This is a genomic window from Tardiphaga sp. 768_D3_N2_1 (assembly GCF_052076105.1).
GTDB lineage: Bacteria > Pseudomonadota > Alphaproteobacteria > Rhizobiales > Xanthobacteraceae > Tardiphaga.
Genome location: NZ_CP197245.1, coordinates 3914224 through 3930904, shown reverse-complemented (window position 1 = coordinate 3930904; position 16681 = coordinate 3914224). Strand labels below are relative to the sequence as shown.

General features: G+C 61.7%; 16 protein-coding genes. 11 read left to right on the top strand and 5 right to left on the bottom strand.

Annotated features, from left to right (window positions below):
- Window positions 1-10 precede the first annotated feature (10 nt).
- Window positions 11-991, top strand: a complete 981-nt coding sequence (locus AB8A27_RS18480) for an ABC transporter substrate-binding protein (RefSeq protein WP_441243161.1) — start codon at window positions 11-13, stop codon at window positions 989-991.
- Window positions 992-998: 7 nt separating this feature from the next.
- Here AB8A27_RS18480 and AB8A27_RS18475 read toward each other — a convergent pair whose 3' ends face one another.
- Window positions 999-1910: a LysR family transcriptional regulator gene (locus tag AB8A27_RS18475; RefSeq protein ID WP_441243160.1), complete on the bottom strand. Its 912-nt coding sequence runs from the start codon at window positions 1908-1910 to the stop codon at window positions 999-1001.
- 198 nt (window positions 1911-2108) lie between these two features.
- On the opposite strand from AB8A27_RS18475, the gene AB8A27_RS18470 reads away from it, so the two are divergent.
- The 4 genes from AB8A27_RS18470 (at window position 2109) to AB8A27_RS18455 (ending at window position 5779) form a co-directional block, all read left to right on the top strand.
- Window positions 2109-3443: an acyclic terpene utilization AtuA family protein gene (locus tag AB8A27_RS18470; RefSeq protein ID WP_441243159.1), complete on the top strand. Its 1335-nt coding sequence runs from the start codon at window positions 2109-2111 to the stop codon at window positions 3441-3443.
- Window positions 3444-3445: 2 nt separating this feature from the next.
- On the top strand, window positions 3446-3775 hold the full coding sequence (locus tag AB8A27_RS18465) for an AtuA-related protein (RefSeq protein ID WP_441243158.1): 330 nt from the start codon (window positions 3446-3448) through the stop codon (window positions 3773-3775).
- A gap of 61 nt (window positions 3776-3836) precedes the next feature.
- Entirely contained in the window at window positions 3837-5063 is a 1227-nt protein-coding gene (locus AB8A27_RS18460; RefSeq protein WP_441243157.1) for an ABC transporter substrate-binding protein, read from the top strand.
- A 413-nt stretch (window positions 5064-5476) separates the two neighbouring features.
- Entirely contained in the window at window positions 5477-5779 is a 303-nt protein-coding gene (locus tag AB8A27_RS18455) for a DUF3551 domain-containing protein (protein WP_441243156.1), read from the top strand.
- A 135-nt stretch (window positions 5780-5914) separates the two neighbouring features.
- Here the strand turns inward: AB8A27_RS18455 and AB8A27_RS18450 are convergent, their stop codons facing one another.
- The 4 genes from AB8A27_RS18450 to AB8A27_RS18435 are packed head-to-tail and all read right to left on the bottom strand — an operon-like array spanning window position 5915 to window position 10413.
- Window positions 5915-7453: a DHA2 family efflux MFS transporter permease subunit gene (locus AB8A27_RS18450; RefSeq protein WP_441243155.1), complete on the bottom strand. Its 1539-nt coding sequence runs from the start codon at window positions 7451-7453 to the stop codon at window positions 5915-5917.
- Entirely contained in the window at window positions 7450-8598 is a 1149-nt protein-coding gene (locus tag AB8A27_RS18445) for an NAD(P)/FAD-dependent oxidoreductase (protein WP_441243154.1), read from the bottom strand. The genes AB8A27_RS18450 and AB8A27_RS18445 overlap by 4 nt, the downstream gene beginning before the upstream one ends.
- Entirely contained in the window at window positions 8595-9332 is a 738-nt protein-coding gene (locus AB8A27_RS18440; protein WP_441243153.1) for a methyltransferase domain-containing protein, read from the bottom strand. The genes AB8A27_RS18445 and AB8A27_RS18440 overlap by 4 nt, the downstream gene beginning before the upstream one ends.
- Before the next feature lie 4 nt (window positions 9333-9336).
- Window positions 9337-10413, bottom strand: coding sequence for a type III polyketide synthase (locus AB8A27_RS18435; protein ID WP_441243152.1), 1077 nt, complete (start codon window positions 10411-10413; stop codon window positions 9337-9339).
- Between the two features lie 576 nt (window positions 10414-10989).
- Between AB8A27_RS18435 and AB8A27_RS18430 the strand changes: the two genes are divergently transcribed.
- From AB8A27_RS18430 to AB8A27_RS18405, 6 genes are all read left to right on the top strand, one after another.
- Window positions 10990-11667 (top strand): response regulator transcription factor, encoded by a 678-nt coding sequence (locus AB8A27_RS18430; RefSeq protein WP_441243151.1) that lies wholly within the window; start codon window positions 10990-10992, stop codon window positions 11665-11667.
- Window positions 11627-13009, top strand: a complete 1383-nt coding sequence (locus AB8A27_RS18425) for an ATP-binding protein (RefSeq protein WP_441243150.1) — start codon at window positions 11627-11629, stop codon at window positions 13007-13009. Before AB8A27_RS18430 ends, AB8A27_RS18425 begins: the two co-directional genes overlap by 41 nt.
- 124 nt (window positions 13010-13133) lie before the next feature.
- The gene (locus AB8A27_RS18420; RefSeq protein WP_441243149.1) at window positions 13134-13574 is read left to right on the top strand and encodes a hypothetical protein; all 441 of its coding nucleotides are present in this window, start codon (window positions 13134-13136) and stop codon (window positions 13572-13574) included.
- A gap of 64 nt (window positions 13575-13638) precedes the next feature.
- Window positions 13639-14751, top strand: coding sequence for an RNA polymerase sigma factor RpoH (gene rpoH / locus AB8A27_RS18415; RefSeq protein ID WP_441243148.1), 1113 nt, complete (start codon window positions 13639-13641; stop codon window positions 14749-14751).
- A 94-nt stretch (window positions 14752-14845) separates the two neighbouring features.
- The gene (locus AB8A27_RS18410) at window positions 14846-16225 is read left to right on the top strand and encodes an ATP-binding protein (RefSeq protein ID WP_441243147.1); all 1380 of its coding nucleotides are present in this window, start codon (window positions 14846-14848) and stop codon (window positions 16223-16225) included.
- 40 nt (window positions 16226-16265) lie between these two features.
- Window positions 16266-16661, top strand: a complete 396-nt coding sequence (locus AB8A27_RS18405; protein ID WP_441243146.1) for a hypothetical protein — start codon at window positions 16266-16268, stop codon at window positions 16659-16661.
- The last annotated feature ends 20 nt before the right edge of the window (window positions 16662-16681 follow it).

Genomic DNA, 16681 nt, shown 5'->3' with positions numbered 1-16681 from the left:
GGAGTTGAGCATGAAGAAGATCATGGCATTCGGCGCAGCGATGGCTCTCTCGCTCGGCTCCGCACAAGCGGCGGACAAGGTCACTATCCAGCTCAAATGGGTCGCGCAAGCGCAGTTCGCCGGCTATTTCGTCGCCAAAGAGAAGGGCTTCTACAAGGACGCTGGCCTCGACGTCACCATCAAGCCGGGCGGCCCCGATGTCGCCCCGCCCCAGGTGATCGCGGGTGGTGGTGCCGATGTGGTTGTGGACTGGATGCCCTCGGCACTGGCCTCGCGCGAAAAGGGCGTACCGCTGGTCAATATCTCGCAGACCTTCAAGAAGTCCGGGCTCGAACTGACCTGTCGCGCCGAGACCGGCATCAAGAAGCCGACCGACCTCAAGGGCAAGATCACCGGCGTCTGGTATGGCGGCAACGAATATCCGTTCCTGTCATGGATGTCGAAGCTCGGCTACAAGACCGATGGCTCGCCCGCCGGCGTCAAGATTATCAAGCAGGGTTTCAACGTCGATCCGCTGCTGCAGAAGCAGGCCGATTGTGTATCGACCATGGCCTATAATGAATACTGGCAGGTGATCGATGGCGGCTACAAGCCGAGCCAGCTCACCGTGTTCAAATATGAGGACGAAGGCGTCGCGACGCTGGAGGATGGGCTCTGGGTGCTCGACAAGAATCTCAAGGATCCCGCTTTCGTCGCCAAGATGGCGAAATTCGTGAAGGCGTCCATGAAGGGCTGGGACTATGCCAAGGCCAATCCTGATGAAGCCGTGGAGATCATCCTTGCAGGCGACTCCACGGGCGCCAAGACCGCCAAGGACCAGAAACGGATGATGACCGAGGTCAGCAAGCTGCTCGGCGATGCCAATGGCAAGCTCGATGTCAAGGACTATGATCGCACGGTCGCGACGCTGATGTCAGGCGGATCAGATCCGGTGATCACCAAGAAGCCGGAAGGCGCCTACAGTTTTGCGGTCTATGAGGCGATGAAGTAATTGCGCATCATCGGCGCGCGAACAATGGCTGCGCGCCGATTGATTTGGCGAGGTGATCGCCAAAGGCTTCGCTGATCGGCGGCAGGGTGCGGCCGCTCTTCTTGATGATGGTGATCGCGCGCGAGAAATTCGCGACGTCGATTTGCCGCGACCGCAGATCGGGCTCCGCGCCGATCTCGCGCGCGGAGCCGGGCAGGATGGTGATGCCAAGCCCCGCACGCACCATGGCGATGGCGGTCATCATATAGGTCGCCTCGCAGGTCGGCTGCGCGATGTGTCCTGCTTTCAGGAACGCACTGTCGACGACAGCACGGACGCTGGTCGCGGGGTCCATCAGCACCAGCGGATACTTCATTAGATCGTCGATGGTGACCTTGCGGATGCCGCCGATCGGGTGCTTTGCCGGAAACACCACATGCATGCGGTCGCGCACCTCAAGCAGCACTTCCACATCGTGGCCGGTGATGGTGCCGCCCATAATGCCGAGATCGACATCCTCCGAGCGGACAAGTTCAAGAACGCGGTTGGCGATCACGTCCTTCAGGACGAAGGACGCGCCGGGCTGCAACTCGCGAAACGACTTGATGGCCTCGGGCAGGGCGCCCGCGGCCACCGAAGGGAGCGCCGCGATCCGCACCACGCCCCGGCGCTTGGCCGCGATATCGCGCGTATCCACGACCACCGCATCGAGATCCCTGATCATCCGCTGGAACACCGGCAGCAGTTCGCGGCCGACCCGTGTCAGTTCGACGGAGCGGGTGTTGCGATCGAACAGCTTCACTTCCAGCGTCTCTTCCAGGCGCCTGATCTGAACCGTCAATGTTGGCTGCGCCAGGTGCAGCATCTCTGCGGCGCGCGTGAAGCTACCGGCCTGGGCGACGACGACGAATGAGCGGATTTGCCGGAGATTTACGTCCATAGTGAATTTCTATCAATGAGATAGAATTTATTCAATTGAATATGGGAGAGCTTCTGGCTTCAATATCCACAAGCGACATGCGTGTGATCGCCTGTTCAGGCCCGTGACGTGTTCGCAACAAGAGATCGGGAGATGACATGCAGCGATCGCGTCTTCGCGATGTGACTGCAGGCAAGTCTGATCCAGGGAGAACCGCTCGTGCGCACCATCAGGATTGGATCTGGTGCCGGCTATTCCGGTGACCGGATCGAACCGGCGATCGAGCTCGCCGAAAGTGGCAACCTCGATTATCTCGTCTTCGAATGCCTGGCCGAACGCACCATCGCGTTGGCCCAGCAGGATCGGCTGAAGGACTCGCATGGCGGCTTCGATCCGCTGCTGGCTGATCGCATGAAGGCGGTGCTCCCGATCTGCCGGAAGAATGGCGTCAAGGTCATCACCAATATGGGCGCGGCCAATCCTGTCGCGGCAGCGCAGGCAACGCGTGATATCGCCAGGGTGTTGGGATTGACCGGCCTCAAGGTTGCGGCCGTGACCGGCGATGATGTGCTGGAGCAGGTGCGCACGTCCGACGTCGTGCTGGACGAAGGCGGCTCCGTCAAGGCGCTCGGTAATCGCGTGATCTCGGCCAATGCCTACACAGGCGCGGCCCCGATCGCTGAAGCGCTTGCCGGCGGCGCCGATGTCGTCATCACCGGCCGTGCGGCCGATCCCGCGCTGTTTCTCGGGCCGCTGGTGCATGAATTTGGCTGGGCGATGGATGACTGGGACCTGCTCGGCAAGGGGACCATGGTCGGCCATCTCCTGGAATGCGCCGGCCAGATCACCGGCGGCTATTTCGCCGACCCCGGTGTGAAGGATGTGCAGGGTCTCGCGCGGCTTGGCTTTCCCATCGGCGAGGTGCGCGAGGATGGCGATCTCGTCGTCACCAAGGTCGCGGGCTCCGGTGGCCAGATCACCCGTGCGACGGTAACGGAGCAATTGCTCTACGAAATTCACGATCCGACGCGCTACTATCAGCCGGATGTGCTTGCCGATTTCTCGCGGGTACGTGTCGAGGAGGTTGGTCCTGATCGCATCCATGTCACAGGCGGAAGCGGTACGCCTAAGACCGGCCTGCTGAAGACCTCGATCGGCTATCTCGACAGCTATATCGGCGAGGGCGAGATCTCCTATGCTGGCGCCAATGCCGTGGCGCGCGGGCGGCTTGCACTCGACATCGTGCGTGAACGTCTCGCGCTCACCGGCGTGAAGATGACGGAGAGCCGGTTCGACCTGATCGGCGTCAATGCGCTGCATGGTGACGCCTTGGCTGAGGGCCGTGATCCCTATGAAGTCCGCATCCGCGTCGCGGGGCGCACAGACACTCTCGCAGAGGCGGTGAAGATCGGCAACGAGGTCGAGACGCTCTACACCAATGGTCCGGCGGGCGGTGGCGGGGCCTGGAAATCGGCCCGCGAGATCGTTGGGGTTGCGTCAGCCCTATTGCCGGAGAGTGTCGTGACGCCATCAGTCACGTTCATGGAGGCATGACAGTGAAACTCCATCAGGTCGCGCACTCACGCAGTGGCGACAAGGGCGACACGTCCAATATCTCCGTCATTGCTTTCGATCCCGAAGACTTCGCGTTCCTGGCCGAGCATGTGACCGCTGATTTCGTTGCGGATCATTTCGGCGATGCCATCACCGGCACCGTCACGCGCTATGAACTGCCGGCGCTCGGCGCCCTGAACTTCGTACTGACGGGTGCGCTAGGCGGCGGCGTGGTGAGGTCGCTCGCGTTGGATATGCACGGAAAATCATTGAGCTCTGCGCTGCTTGAATTCGAGCTGCCGGACAAAGGGGCGTCATCCGGCTCACCATGATCTTCGTCACAACAGGACGACGATACACTCATACCAAAAAACCAAAACGGGAGGATTATTGATGAAGCGACGTACGTTCCTGGCTGGCCTCGGTGCGACTGGTGTCAGCGCTGCTGTTTTTTCTCCGGCGATCGTTCGTGCCGCGGCGGATACGCCGCTGAAGTTCGGTGTGCTGTCCGACATGACGGGCCTGTTCGCTGATAATGGCGGGCAGGGTTCGGTGGCGGCAGCGCAGCTCGCGATCGAGGAATGCGGCGGCAAGGCGCTCGGCAAGACGATCGAGCTGATCCAGGCCGACCATCTCAACAAGCCCGATGTCGGCGGCAATATTGCACGCCAGTGGTATGATCAGGAAGGCGTCGACGTCATTCTCGACGTGCCGGTGTCGTCTGTTTGCATCGCCGTGCAGACTTTCGCCAAGGACCGCAACAAGATGTTCATCACATCGGCAGGTGGTTCGGCGGATCTCAGTGGCAAGTTCTGTTCGCCGAATTTCATTCAGTGGACCTACAACACTTATGCGCTGGCCAATGTCGCTGGCAAGGCAATGCTTCAGCGCGGTGGCGACACATGGTTCTTCGTTGTTGCGGATTATGCCTTTGGTCAGGCGCTCGAGCGTGATGTGACGGAAGTTGCCGTGAAGGGCGGCGGCAAGGCGCTTGGCCGTGCGCCGCATCCGATCAACACGGCGGATTTCTCCTCGCAGCTTCTGACGGCCAAGTCGTCGGGCGCCAAGGTCATCGCCATTGCCAATGCCGGCAGCGACACGCAGAACGCCATCAAGCAGGCGGAAGAATTCGGTTTGATGGGCGGCGATCAGAAGATGATTGCGCTCTTGATCGACGTGAATGACATCCGAAGCGTCGGATTGAAGAGCGCACAAGGCCTGCTGGTGACGTCTGGATTCTATTGGAACATGGACGACCGTACGCGTGCATTCTCCAAACGCTACGCCGCCAAGATGGGCAAGCCGCCGAGCATGATGCAAGCCGGTGTCTATTCGTCGACGCTGAACTACATCAAGTCGGTGGAGGCTGCTAATACCAAGGATCCTGCCGCCGTGGTCAAGGATTTGCAGGGGCGTACCTTTGACGATGCCTTCCTACGCAACGGGAAGCTGCGTCCGGACAATCTGATGGTCCACGACATGTATCTCGCCGAGGTCAAGAAGCCCTCCGAGGTCACCGATAGCTATGACGTGTTCAGGATCCTCGCTACGGTGAAGGGGGAAGACGCGTTCTCGCCGCTCTCAGCGAGCGCATGCCCGATGGTGATGAGCAAGAAGTAGACCGAGCAGATAACTCTGGGAATTGAGCGTCGTGGGCAGGGAGATATCTTTGCCCGCGATTTCTTTTGAAGGGTGAGAAAACCTTACATAACATCACGCAAAAATAGCTCGGATGGATTGCGGAAAGTTCGAGAGGCCGATTTCCCGCCATCAGTCAGACCTTCATTCGGAACGTCGATCGGGGGGGCGCTCCGAGCCCCTTCGAAAGTTAAACACGTATTTATTCGTGAAATACAAAAAATTTCCTATCTCCTCGGTATGGGACCTGTGCGAAGCCAATCTTGAATTTCCAGCGCACGATGATCTCGGAAACGTAACCCTCGGCTGCCCGTCTCGCAGGTTTTGCAATCGCGATTTCCCGATCGACGGGACCGCGAGTGGCATGCTTTGAGGTTCACAGCAGATGGAGATGAATGATGATTTTCGATCGACAATCCAGGTGTCTCACCGCGGTCTTTGCCGTTGCCGTCGCGCTTTCATTTACAGCGCTGAGATCGCAACCTGCTGAAGCCACGCCACTGCACCGTGATGCGTCGCCGTTCTGTCTGTTGCCAGGCTCATCCAATGGTCCAGGGGGCGCGCCGCAGATCTGCAGCTACTATGATTATCAGGAATGTCTGCAGGCCGCGGCCGACATGCACGCCAACTGCGTGGAGAACATCGATTTCCGCGGTAGTTATGAGCGAACGCCTAACGGGTGGCGTGCCCGGTACTGAGCTCCTTCGCGAGCGGCACGGCCCGGTCAATAAAATCTCTTGTGCGGAAACGAGATCATCTTGAAAAAGTGGCGCCGAGAGGCGCTTCTTTCGCTTCTCGGGATGGCGGCGGCAACGCCGCTCGCTTGGGGTGAACTACCGCTCACGCCTGCCCCATGCGAATGGCACCAGCAGCACGGCAAGCAACGCGGTCGCTGCCAGCATTGCCCAGGCATCGTTCACACTCCAGACAAAAGCCGCCTTTTCGATCATAGGCCGGACCAGGGCTTCCATGGCGGGAGTGGGTGGGCCGGAGAGACCGCTTGTCAGCAATGAGGGATCGAGGCCAATGGCCGTTGCCGCCGTGGCGTCTCCCGATAACAACCGCATCTGCAACGCATCGGCGTAGATGTGGGCGCGGCTATATAGGATGGTGTCAATCAGCGCGATGCCAATCGCGCCGCCCAGATTGCGCATCAGGTTGAACAGGCCGCTCGCTGCTGGCACCTGTGCTTCCGGTAGGGAGCCCAACGCAAGGCGGGTCGGCGGCAACAGGCAGAACATGATGGCGATGCCGCGTACGATCTGTGGCCAGAACATCTGGTTGAAATCGGTGTAGGGTGTCTGAAACATGCTGAGGGCGAGTCCGATACCAAACACTGCAAAACCTGCTGCGGTCAGCCAACGCGCATTGATTCGCCGTTCCAGCGCGACGGCGATGGGCGACATCGCCAGTTGCGCGGCACCGGTTACCAGCATCGTCGAACCAATCTGCAGGGCGTCGTTGCCCCTGACGTAAGCCAGAAAAACCGGGATGAGATAGACCGAGCCGTACAGGCCAGCACCCAGGCAAAAGCTCAACGCACATCCGATCGCGAACGAGCGGTTTCGGAACGGGCCAAGCTGCACGACAGGATGGGCAGCACGCAATGTGCGTCGTACGAATAGGCCGCCGCAGAGCGCACTGATTGTGAACAGGCCCGTGCAGGTGGTCGACGCCCAGCCATCATGGGGTGACTGCTTCAGTCCGATCTCCAGAGCGGCAAGCGACATCGCCATCAGAACTAGCGACCGCCAATCGATTTCCGCAACGTCGCCAAAGTTCAGTTGCTGCCGGGGCAGCAGAGGAGGCGCCACAATGCAAGCGATCAGCCCGGGAACGACATTAATCAGGAACAGCCAGTGCCAGGACCAGGTCTGCGTGATCCAGCCGCCGACCACAGGTCCGACCGTCGGCGCCAGCACAGCCACGATGCCGGCGATCGTCGTGGCGATACCTTGGCTGCGCGGCGGGAACAGCAGGAAGACTGCGGCGAACACCGCTGGGATGAGCGTGCCGCCCGCGAATCCCTGCAGCACACGAAACGACACGAGGGCGGTGAAGGTGCCGCTCGCGGCGCAGCCGATCGACGCCAGCGTGAACAGCGCAAGGGCGGAGGCAAACAGCAAGCGCATCGAGAGCACATGCGTTAGCCAGCCCGTCAGAGGAATGGCTATGATCTCGGCAATCAAATAGGAGGTCTGGATCCAGCTCATCGTCTCCGGGGAGATGGCAAGGGCATTCTGAATGGTCGGCAGCGATGTTGCTACCACCTGAATGTCGAGGATCGCCATGAACATCCCAAGGCACATCAGGACAAAGCCAAACCACGTGCGGGTGTCAGCGAGGGGCAGTTCGGTACGCAGGGTCGTCATGGGTTCACGAGCGGTGGGGCCGGCAGCACGGCAGTGTCAAGGCCATCCATCGCGTGGGTCAACCGGGTGCGGCGGACGATCGAGCTGATCAGGCCCGGGCCGCGCGTGGCCGCGGCGAACATCAGGTTTCGGCTGATGCGATGTCCGGCAAGGCAGGAGACGATGCTCGCCAGCCGGATCGGTCCGGCAATGAGTTTTCGCGCGGCCGCCAGATACACGTCGGGTGAAAGCCTCTCCCGGATATGAGCGACTGCCAGCGCGGCCGATCCAAGGGCGATGGCAAGGCCGTCGCCGGTGAAGGGCGGGATGTGGGCGAGACGGTCGCCCACTCGATAGGCTGCAGCGTTTCGCTCGCGATGAAGATGCCCGCCGCTGGGACAGACGACTGCCTTCGGCTTGTCCCACAGCGGCTCGGCGTCTACCAGCCGCTCGGCCAATGCGGGAAGCGCCGTCGCCACATGGTTGCGTAGCGCTGGCCAGCCGGATCCGAACTGGCTCATGGTTTCACCTGGCAGCACCATGCAGAGGTTGACGATACCGTCTTCGACCAGTTCGAGGCCGATATAACTGGCCTCCAGAAAGTAAAGCTCGACCCGGCCCTCGAGCGCTCGGCGAATGTCGGGGGCGGGCCGCAGGTGCATTTTCAACCCGACCTGCGAGCCGTCGCGCGTGTCGTCGATGCCGCGCAGACCCAGCTTGCCGGTGGCTAGCACGAGGTTCCGGCAACCGACTGTGTGGCCGTTGTCGCACACGACCAGCCAGCCGGATCCATCGGGTCTCGCCGTTTTCACCGTCACGTCGCGATGCAGGCGTGCACCGCAAAAATGAGCGTGCCGCAGTAGCGCGGCATCGAGACGATAGCGCGAGAGCGACAGCCCGCGAAACGGTAGTGCCGAGGTCACGCCGCGGTGCGAGGAATACAATGCCACTTCATCGACCGGCACCGCGCCGAGCGCCAGCGGATCGACGCCCAGCCGCCGTAGCAGTAGCTGTGTCTCGACGCTGAGAAATTCGCCGCACACCTTATGCTGGGAGGTCGCCGTGCGCTCGATCAGCATGACGTCGTGGCCTTGACCGGCCAGACCGCAGGCCACCGCGCTGCCGGCCGGCCCGCCGCCGATGACGATTGTCTCGACCTGGATCATCGCACACGTCCGATCACGAAGCGGAACAGGAACCATCGCAGGCGCACCGCGCGTGGCGCGATCCCGGCATCGTGTAGCCGTGCGGTCCATTCCGCGCGGGTGAGGGCCCTCGCAACCGAGATCCGGCCGTCGTGAATGACAATGGGATGCAGCCGCGTCAGCCGGCCCATCAGGCTGATGAAATGGAACGGCACCCGGTGGCGCTGAAGGTCGTAGATCATCCAGCCGCGCCGCGCGTTCCTCTCCATCCAGCGCAGGAACGTCACGATCATCTCGTCGGACATATGATGCGTGAGCAGGCTGCTGACGACGAAGTCGATGGGGGAGGACGGGATGAAATTGAAGATGTCCATCACCTGATATTCGATATTGAGATCGTTTTCTGTCGCCGACCGCGCGATGCGGACCGTCTCACGATTGAGATCGAGCCCGATCAGCTTGATCTGCCGGCCGCGTCCGGCGGCCCAGCTGCGGATCGCCCGCAGCAGATCGCCATAGCCGCAACCGACATCGACGAGCGTGAGCTCGGTGCCTTCAGGTATCCGCTGGATGGCGGCGTCCAGCCAGGCGATCACCGCCCTGTGCCCGAGCATCGCGCCGTTGAAGCGGGCGAGGTCGCGCAGCACAAGCTCGAGCTCTTCCGGGCTTGCGTCGGCACCGTCTAGCCATTCGGCTTCGGTGCTTCGCTGCGACAGGTCCGTCGCTGCGGCGTGGGTGGTGCTGAATGTGCTCATGACGTCAGGCCGCAGTTCGAAAAAGCATGGTTTCCGCGATCAGTCCGGGCCCGAACGACATCGCGCACCCGCTGCGGCCGCGTGCGCCCGAACGCATCAGCCGCTCGATCACGAACATGACCGTCGCCGACGACATGTTTCCATAACGGCGCAGCACATCGCGCGACGCGGCCAGCGCGGTCGGCGCCAGCGCGAAGGCTCGCTCCACCGCGTCGAGAACGGTCCGGCCGCCGGGATGCACCGCCCACAGGTCGATCGACGCCGCGGGCGCTCCAGCCAGGATTTCATCGGCACTCTGGCGCAGGCCGTCCTGGATGACGGCCGGAACGCGTCCCGACAACACCATGTCGAAGCCGGCGTCGCGGATGTTCCATGTGATCAGATCGCGGGTCTCGGGGACCAGCATTGCGCGGAAACTGTCGAGCGCGATGCCGAACGGCTCGGCGCTCACAAGGCTTGCCGCGCAACCGTCGGCAAACAGCAGGAACGAGAGCATCTGCTCAAGATCGGCGGTTTCCTTGAGATGCAGCGTACAGAGTTCGAGGTTGACCACCAGTACGCGCGCCGATGCCTCGGAGCGGACGATGTGATAGGCCAGCTTCAGCGCGTTGATGGCGGCGTAGCAGCCCATGAAGCCGATCACGGTGCGTTCGACCGTCGTCGGAAGCTCGCAACGCGCGATGAGATCGAGGTCGACGCCGGGTGCGGAGAAGCCTGTGCAACTGGTGACGATCAGGTGTGTGATGCGGTCACGATCCGCTCCGAGATGCAGGCGATCGACGGCGGCTTGCGCGAGTTCAGGCGCGTGTCGCTCATATTGCTCCATCCGCGTCGCCGTATCGGGAAAATCACTACGGGCATAGAAGCCGCCGGCATCAAAATGGTCGCTTTCCGGCCGATTGCTCGGCGTGAGGCACGAGAAGCGGTGCTCTATACCGGATTTGTCGGCCATGCGTTCGAACAGCTGGGCCTGACGCGGGTTGGCCAGATGGAGCGTCGACCGGGCGAAGCGGCGAAAGGCATCATGGACGTCGTAAGGCGGCACAGCCGTTGCGACACGATTGATATAAACTGCTGGCAAGGGAATCCCTCCGTATGCCTCCGCCGAAATGACCGCCGGCCGATGAAGGTCGAGATAGCGAGGAAAGTCCGCGGAGCGATTAAATTGCGATTTAAGAACCGACCGACGCTCTGCTTCGGTCGCTGCCGAGGGGTGTCGATGGCAGGTGTCTGGCCGACAATCGCCGCGCATGGGACGTCGCTGCGTCGCAAGTTAAATTCGTATTTAATTGAAGAACACAGGTCTTCCGAAGATGTTGCGCCCATTGGTCTGCTGTTCGGTTGGGCGCGTTCCGATGACTGCTGTGGTATCGCGAGGACAGGACATGATCGACATGGCGCAGGCCGTGCTGTGTTACGGACACGAAGAAAATCTCGGCCGCCTGGCCCGGCAGATCATGGCGACACGGCATACCGATGCTAGAGCAACGCCGTACGCCATCCCGGGATCCTCGGTACCTATCGTAGCGGCGAGGCTTGCACCGACCGGATGGACGAAATGACCGAGTTTCGACAAAATGACGACGTTTTCCGTTATGCTACGGAGCGGTCGCACCTTGTTGCGTCTTCAGATCAAACGGCGCCCGAGATACCCCAGATGACCAAGATTCTGCTCATCGAGGACGACAGTGAGACTGCCGAGGAACTCGCGGCCGAGCTGACGCAGCGCGGCTTCGAAGTCGAACATGCCGCGAGTGGCATCGAAGGCCTCGACAAGGCCCGTTCCATCAAGCCGGACTTGATGATCGTCGATCGCATGTTACCGGGAATGGACGGACTCACCATCGTCGAGGCGCTGCGGCATGACCAGATTCGCACACCCGTACTGATCCTGAGCGCGCTCGGAGCGGTCGATGATCGCGTTCGCGGATTGCGTATGGGCGGCGATGACTATCTGACCAAGCCTTTTGCGATCGTCGAACTGGTGGCGAGGATCGAGGCCCTATTGCGCCGTCCGATCGAAACGCGGGAAACCATGTTGCGGGTGGGGCCGCTCGAACTCGACCTGATCGAACGCACCGCGCGACGTGGCGAGCGGGAGATCGAACTGCTGCCGCGGGAATTCCGCCTTCTCGAATACATGATGCAGCGGAACGAGCAGCTGCTGACGCGGGCGATGTTGCTGGAGGAGGTCTGGAACTATAAATTCGTCCCGGACACTAATCTTGTCGATGTCCATATGGGGCGGCTGCGGCACAAGATAGACACGCCTGGCGATCCGCCGATGATCCACAATGTCCGCGGCGCAGGATTTATTCTTCGTGCGCCTTCCTGATTTCGTCCGCACGACGACGTTCCGGTGGACGTCCATTGCGATCGCGCTCTGCATTCTTTTGTTCTCAGCCTTCGTGTACTGGGAGGCTGGCAGTTCGATGCGGGCCGACATGGACGCTTCGATCGCAGAGGCGAGCGAGGCGATCGCTTCGGACGTGCCGGAGCGCAGGGTCATCGCAATCGAGGACCGTCTGGCGTCCGATCCGCGTCGGACCCGGCTGGCCGGTTTGTTCACCACCGATGGAAAACGGATCGCCGGCAATCTGCGCGATATCCCGCCGCAATTGGCGATCGACGCCCGGATTCATGCGACGCAGGTGGTCAGGATCGATCCGCGCAAACCGGAGTCGATGTCCGTGCGCGCCATCGGTCGCCGCTTGCCCGACGGCCAAGTGTTGGTCATCGCCCGCCATAGCGGTGAACTCAAGGAACTGGCGGCAGCGATCGGCCGTGCCCTGCTGCTTGGTCTGCCGGTGGCGGGCGCCCTCAGCCTGGCGATCGGTGGTGTGCTCAGCCTGCGGGTGCAGCGTCGTGTCGATGAACTCCATGCGCAGGTCAGGCGCATTATCGATGCCGACCTGCGCGAGCGACTTCCCACGGCCAGCCTCGACCACCCCTTCGACAAGCTGGCGATCATCGCCAACGGTATGCTCGACGAGATCGAGGTGTTGGTCACCGAAATGGCGGGGACCGGCAACGAGATCGCGCATGATCTGCGCACGCCGCTGACGCGTGTCCGCGTCGGCCTCGAGCGCGGCCGCGCCAATGCCACGACGGTCGCGGACCTGCAGGCGGTCGCCGACCGCGCGATCGCTGGCGTGGACGAAGTGCTCACCATTATCACCAGCCTGCTGCGTATCCGGGAGATCGAGCACTATGGCGACCGCAGAGGGTTCGGCGATGTGGTGCTGGCGGGTTTGCTGCGTGAGGCCTGCGACCTCTACGAACCGATCGCCGAAGACAAGCAGGTCAGCCTACGCGTCGATGTCGACGACGAAGCCATTGTCCGATGCGACCGCGATCTGCTGCAGGAGGCCGTCATCAACCTGGTCGATAACGCGGTCAAGTTCACGCCGCCCCATGGATGCGTCCAACTGGCTCTCGTGCGAGGGCCCAGCGATGTCATTATCAGAATATCGGACACCGGACCCGGTATTGGAGAAGACGAGCGCGAAGCGGTGCTGCGGCGGTTCTATCGCTCCGACAAAAGTCGCAGGACCGTCGGCACTGGTCTTGGCCTCAGCCTGGTTTCCGCGATCGTCAAGCTGCACGGCTTCCGGCTGACGTTGTCGACCGGTCCCGGCTGCGTCGCGGAGATCGCCTGTCCGCTGCCGGAAAGGTGATCTGTCTAAAGCGCATTTTAATCGCCTCGCCGTGTCAGCTCACCATGTTCCGTAGATCGCGCTGTTGCCTCGACGCCGGATGGACGTTCACGACAACAGCGGCATCGATGGAAAGGATGAGATCATGAAAGGACGTACATTCAAGATATTCGCAACGGCTGCGCTGGCATTGAGCCTGCTGGCCACCGCCGCAGATGCACGCGGCGGCGGCGGCCACGGTGGTGGTTTCGGCGGCGGTGGCGGCCACATGGGCGGCTTTGGCGGCGGCTTCGGTGGTGGTCACATGGGCGGCTCTGGATCCGGCATCGGCGGCGGTCATATGGGAGGCGGCATCGCCGCCGGTCATGTGGGTGGCATCGGCGGCGAGCATCTCGGCGGAATGGGAGGCCAGCGTTTCGCAGGAGGTGGATTCGGATCGCACGCCTTTGCCGGACATCACCTCGTCAGACATACCGGCCGTGGCTTCGGCTTCCCGGGCTACTACGATGATTACGGCTACGACTGTCCGTATGTTTACGGCCCGCTGCATCCCAACCACTATCCCTGGGGTGCCGGCTGCAGCTGACGAACCGTCCTGCAAGGCATCGCCGGCGTGACGTTGCGGAAGCCACGCCACGTCGGCTTCGTTCGTGCCGCAAGCCGAACCTGAATTCGAATTTATATCCTTAACCTGCAATTTAATGGTTCCCGCGACAGCCACCGCTATCTTTTCAGGATCGTCCGCAAAGGCCGTGACATCGGCCCCGGACATCGATCAGCAACAGATTAATCGCAGCGGAGCGGCTGACATGAATACCGATGGAACGTCGACAGAGTATTCCACACCGGCGCCTGGTTTGGCGGCTCCGATCGGGCTGCGGTCACCTGCGGCAGCCGACACTGCCCTGAATTATCGAACCGACATCCGGCGTTTTGCGATGCTGCAACGTGAGCAGGAACACGTGCTGGCGATACGCTGGCGTGATCACGGCGACCGTGCTGCAGCCGAGCAACTTATTACCAGCCACTTACGCCTCGCCGCCAAGATGGCCATGAACTATCGCGGTTACGGCCTGCCGCTGTCGGAGATCACTTCGGAGGCCAATCTCGGCCTGTTGCAGGCCCTTGACGGGTTCGACCCGGATAAGGGATTCCGCTTCTCCACCTATGCAGTATGGTGGATCCGTGCAGCGATCCAGGACTACATCCTGCGCTCATGGTCGCTGGTGAAGATCGGCACCACCGCGAGTCAGAAGAAATTGTTCTTCAAGCTACGTTCGGCCAAGAGCAGGATTTCGGCGCTGGGAGGCGGCGACTTGCGGCCCGACCAGGTGACCCTGATAGCAGCCGATCTGGGCGTGACTGAGAAGGACGTCGTCGACATGAACCGTCGGCTCGGCGGTGATGCTTCGCTCAACGGGCTGGTGCACGATGACGAGGGCGCCGCCGAGTGGCAGGACTATCTGATCGACGAGGCGCCCACGCCAGAAATGGTCACGGTCGAGCAGGACGAAATCGATCATCGGCGTCAGGTTCTGGTGCGCGCGATCGATGTGCTCAATGCGCGCGAGCGCCACATCTTCGAAGCGCGTTATCTCGCCGACGAGCCGGACACGCTCGAAGACCTCGCGCAGCACTACGGGCTGTCGCGCGAGCGGATCCGCCAGATCGAGCAGCGGGCGTTCGAGAAGGTGCAGTCGGCGGCGCGCAAGCTTTCGCACGATCGACGTCGCACCCGCGCCCCCGCGCTGGCGATGCACTGAATTGCGGCATTCCGGCGGGCGATGAGGAATTCGCGCAAGCGCGGGAAATCCGTTATGTTGGCGGTTCAAATGTCCCTCACGGGCCGCTCACGAGATGAATCTGGCCGAGTTTGCGAGTAGTTCGACCTTCCGCGCCGCCACGGTCGCGGCTGTCGCGCTTTCTTTGTTCGTGCTGGTCCTGTTCGGCTTCATCTATTGGAAGACCGACCGCCTGCTGGTGACCCGCTCGGATCACGTTATCGCTTTGCAGCTACAAACGGTGGCGGCATTACCGAATGATCGCAGGCTCGAGGCGCTTCATCTTCAACTCAGCCAGGATTCGCGCGACGTGCATTTCATCGGCCTGTTCCGGGCGGATGGAAGCAGGGTTGCTGGCAATCTCGAGCGCCCGCCGGCGACGCTGCGGCTGGACGCCACGGTGCAGACCGTCGAGATTACAAGGCAGCGCCCCGCGGGGCCGGAGCAACTAACCGTTCAGGCCATCGGCCAGCAGTTGCCGGACGGCGAGGTATTGGTGATCGGTCGCTATGTCGATGAGGCGAAGCAGCTGTCGATGGTTGTCAGCCAGGCTCTGGCTCTCGGTCTGATCCCGGCTCTGCTGCTATGCCTTGCGCTGGGCGCACTGCTCAGTCTGCGCGCCGAACGTCGGATCGCCGGCGTCAATGAGCGCATTCAGCGCATCGTGGCGGGCAATTTGCACGAACGGCTCCCGGTCAATCGCGGCCGTGGCCGCGATCCGTTCACTCAACTCGCCGGCATGGTCAACAGCATGCTGGACGAGATCGAAACGCTGATCCACACGATTGCCGGAGTCGGCAATGACATCGCGCACGATCTGCGGACCCCGTTGACCCGGGCACGCCTGGCCCTGGAGCGCGGCCGGGATAACGCCAAGACGCTGCCCGAACTGCGATCTGTGGTCGACAGGGCCATCGCGAGCATGGATCAGTCGCTGGCGATTGCCGCAGCGCTGCTGAGGCTGGCCGAGATCGAGAACAGCCGTCGCTCCACCGGATTCGGTAAGGTCGCACTGGAGGAGCTGCTGCACGAGGTCCGCGATCTCTATGCGCCGATAGCCGAAGACAAGGGCATTACGCTGCGCACCGATATCGTTCATGCCCCGGTCGTCGAGGGAGATCGTGACCTGCTGATGGAAGCGATCGCCAACCTGGTCGATAACGCCGTCAAGTTCACGCCGCGGGGTGGGCAAGTCCAGATTACGACGGTGTCCGGCGACGGCGAGAGCATCCTGCGCATCACGGACACTGGCGCGGGGATAGGCGAACATGAGCGTAGCGCGGTACTGCGGCGGTTCTACCGCTCCGATGCGTTTCGCAAGACGCCAGGCCTTGGGCTTGGCCTCAATCTTGTTGCCACGATTGCCAAACTGCACGGCTTTCGGTTGACGATCTTTTCGGGCGCGGGGTGCGTGATCGAAATTGGATTCCCTCACGCTTCCGAGATAAAAGTCTAGACCGCGATCACATCGCAGCGAGATCGCTGTCCGTTGCCCGGTGCGCCGTTTCCTAAATCGTTATTTAGTTGGCCTGCCGCATCGCATCATTATTTCTTCCAAAGACCCAACAGTCGCGCGCAGCTGGATTGCCAATCCGGTCGGGCGCCAAGGAAGGAATGATCCAATGCGCTCAGATCTCATGCCGGTAGTGTCAGCAGTCTTCATCGCGTTGATCGCCATAGCGGCAGCTCCGAATGCCGCGATGGCCCGTGAATCCGTCGTTGCATCGAAACCCCTGCCGGCGCCGGTGGGGCACGCCCAGCCGACCCCGGATGGCTTTCTGTCAGACGAAGATGCGAACGCGGACGAACAGCAGCGACTTTCGAAGTTCGATGCGCAGCAGCATCTGCTGGACGAGCAGCTCGACAAGTCACTGAACATCTGCCGCTGCTGAGCTTCAGCTTTCACGCGGCG

What these genes read in the sequence shown, in the direction of transcription:
- AB8A27_RS18450 (WP_441243155.1), bottom strand. Translation starts at nt 7,453, where the DNA reads ATGACGACCCTGCGTACCGAACTGCCCCTCGCTGACACCCGCACGTGG.
- AB8A27_RS18445 (WP_441243154.1), bottom strand. Translation starts at nt 8,598, where the DNA reads ATGATCCAGGTCGAGACAATCGTCATCGGCGGCGGGCCGGCCGGCAGC.
- AB8A27_RS18480 (WP_441243161.1), top strand. Translation starts at nt 11, where the DNA reads ATGAAGAAGATCATGGCATTCGGCGCAGCGATGGCTCTCTCGCTCGGC.
- AB8A27_RS18420 (WP_441243149.1), top strand. Translation starts at nt 13,134, where the DNA reads ATGAAAGGACGTACATTCAAGATATTCGCAACGGCTGCGCTGGCATTG.
- AB8A27_RS18425 (WP_441243150.1), top strand. Translation starts at nt 11,627, where the DNA reads ATGTCCGCGGCGCAGGATTTATTCTTCGTGCGCCTTCCTGATTTCGTC.
- AB8A27_RS18475 (WP_441243160.1), bottom strand. Translation starts at nt 1,910, where the DNA reads ATGGACGTAAATCTCCGGCAAATCCGCTCATTCGTCGTCGTCGCCCAG.
- AB8A27_RS18410 (WP_441243147.1), top strand. Translation starts at nt 14,846, where the DNA reads ATGAATCTGGCCGAGTTTGCGAGTAGTTCGACCTTCCGCGCCGCCACG.
- AB8A27_RS18455 (WP_441243156.1), top strand. Translation starts at nt 5,477, where the DNA reads ATGATGATTTTCGATCGACAATCCAGGTGTCTCACCGCGGTCTTTGCC.
- AB8A27_RS18440 (WP_441243153.1), bottom strand. Translation starts at nt 9,332, where the DNA reads ATGAGCACATTCAGCACCACCCACGCCGCAGCGACGGACCTGTCGCAG.
- AB8A27_RS18460 (WP_441243157.1), top strand. Translation starts at nt 3,837, where the DNA reads ATGAAGCGACGTACGTTCCTGGCTGGCCTCGGTGCGACTGGTGTCAGC.
- AB8A27_RS18430 (WP_441243151.1), top strand. Translation starts at nt 10,990, where the DNA reads ATGACCAAGATTCTGCTCATCGAGGACGACAGTGAGACTGCCGAGGAA.